Source organism: [Phormidium] sp. LEGE 05292 (genome assembly GCF_015207735.1).
Classification (GTDB): domain Bacteria; phylum Cyanobacteriota; class Cyanobacteriia; order Cyanobacteriales; family Aerosakkonemataceae; genus Floridanema.
The window spans coordinates 1-1680 of the sequence record NZ_JADEWG010000328.1 but is presented as its reverse complement, the minus strand read 5'-3'; the positions used below and the strand labels follow the sequence as shown (position 1 = coordinate 1680).

Genomic DNA, 1680 nt, shown 5'->3' with positions numbered 1-1680 from the left:
AGGGGACAAGGGGACAAGGGGACAAGGGGAATTAAATTTTACCTTTTCTCTGTGCCCCTCTGCCCCTCTGCCCCTCTGCTCCTCTGCTTTCTGCTATACTAAGTCGAGGAAAATACTGAGAAAAGGATGGCTTACAGTTTTCCAATTTCCGCAATAATTCTGATGTACTTACGTTTGGGCTAAAGCATAATAATAGTCATGTAAGGTTAATATCTTGAAAAGCTTATACAGAAACGAAACCCTCCTAGAATCTTGTCTAGGGGGGTTTATATTTTTGTGATTAGTTTGGCGCGTTTTGTGCGGGCGAAAGTTTTCGATACAGCATTAAGGCATTTACGAATCTGCCATCTTTTAAATGTGCGGCAGCGGGGATGCGTCCAATAGTTTCAAAACCTAAAGATTGCCATAATTTTACAGAAGGAATGTTAGTTTCAAATACTAAATTAAACATGACTGCTATATAACCTCGCCATCTGGCAATTTCTAGCATTTTTTCGCCCATAAATTTGCCGATGCCTTTGCCTCTTTGTTCAGGTTGAACGATGAAACCTGCATTGCAAATATGGCTACAGCGTCCGGGGAAATTTGGTTTAAGATAAAAAGCCCCAGAAATTTGGTTTGTTTTGCGTTCTCTGACTACAAACGCATCTTTAACTAACCAATAAGCGGCAAATTCTACTTCTGATACTGGCTGGAGTTGGGGATAAGTTTCCCCTTCAAGTATTACTTGATTTAATAATGCTCTAACTGTTTCTGTTTCTTCGGGAAGCATCCAATCTAATTCTACTAGTTCACCTGTTGTTAGTTCTTGGCGGATTGGTAGTTTTATTTGAGGCGAATTATCCATAATTCAAAAAAATACAAATTACATAATAAATCTTTAGGGGTCAATTGTTCAATGTTTCAATCTAAAATTGACTGACCCCAAAGATAGGGATTTACAAATTAAATTTTCGGTTGTGCTACGAGTGAAAAAATCAAATTAATTATCGACTTCAGCCATTTCAATTGTTCGGTCTTCCCAATCTTTTACTAAGAAGTTTAATGGTTTTTCTGTACGCAATTTAAATCGCAAGCCTCGGACTTGGATTCGCATTAAGACTTGTTCTAAACATTCGCGATCGAAACAGACATGACGTTGGCGATTTTTTGCGCCTAAACTAGCACCAGAAATAACGTGCAATTGAGTATTTTTTTTCAGTTGATACCACAGTCCATCGGATTCATTAAATCCTTTGCTAGCAGTCAGACTGGGACTTGCTGACATATAAAGCGGGTCCATCCCAGCAGCACCAATTGTTTGCTCGTAGTTGTAATAGTAGTGTAAAGGTACGTCGGCTGCGGGTAAATCTAGTATCCCTTCATAAAATTGGCGGGCAATCTCAAGATCTGACACCATAATTGTATGTACTTTGGGGGCGCTGGTGAGGAACATCCACATCGCGCCTGCATAAGCTACCAGCAGCATTACCATGATTCCTTGGGTAGAAAACAAGGCATCGAAAGGTAAGGAAAGTAAAAGAGTGCTATCAGTAATCGAAGAAACTAGAGAGGTAATTAAGTTGACTGCTAGAACCATGAATTTACAAAGGGTGAATTATATGTAATTCTAGTCTACCAAGCCTCAAGGAGTGCGATCGGGTTCCTAAGAGGTGGGGAGATGGGGAGGTAGGGAGATAG

The 1680-nt window shown here is 40.0% G+C and carries 2 protein-coding genes; both read right to left on the bottom strand.

Annotated features, from left to right (window positions below; all coding sequences use genetic code 11):
- Positions 1–280 precede the first annotated feature (280 nt).
- Positions 281–847, bottom strand: coding sequence for a GNAT family N-acetyltransferase (locus tag IQ264_RS32385; protein WP_228061985.1), 567 nt, complete (start codon positions 845–847; stop codon positions 281–283).
- A gap of 135 nt (positions 848–982) precedes the next feature.
- Entirely contained in the window at positions 983–1579 is a 597-nt protein-coding gene (locus tag IQ264_RS32380; RefSeq protein WP_193986866.1) for a glyoxalase-like domain protein, read from the bottom strand.
- Positions 1580–1680: the final 101 nt, after the last annotated feature.

What these genes read in the sequence shown, in the direction of transcription:
- IQ264_RS32385 (WP_228061985.1), bottom strand. Translation starts at nt 847, where the DNA reads ATGGATAATTCGCCTCAAATAAAACTACCAATCCGCCAAGAACTAACA.
- IQ264_RS32380 (WP_193986866.1), bottom strand. Translation starts at nt 1,579, where the DNA reads ATGGTTCTAGCAGTCAACTTAATTACCTCTCTAGTTTCTTCGATTACT.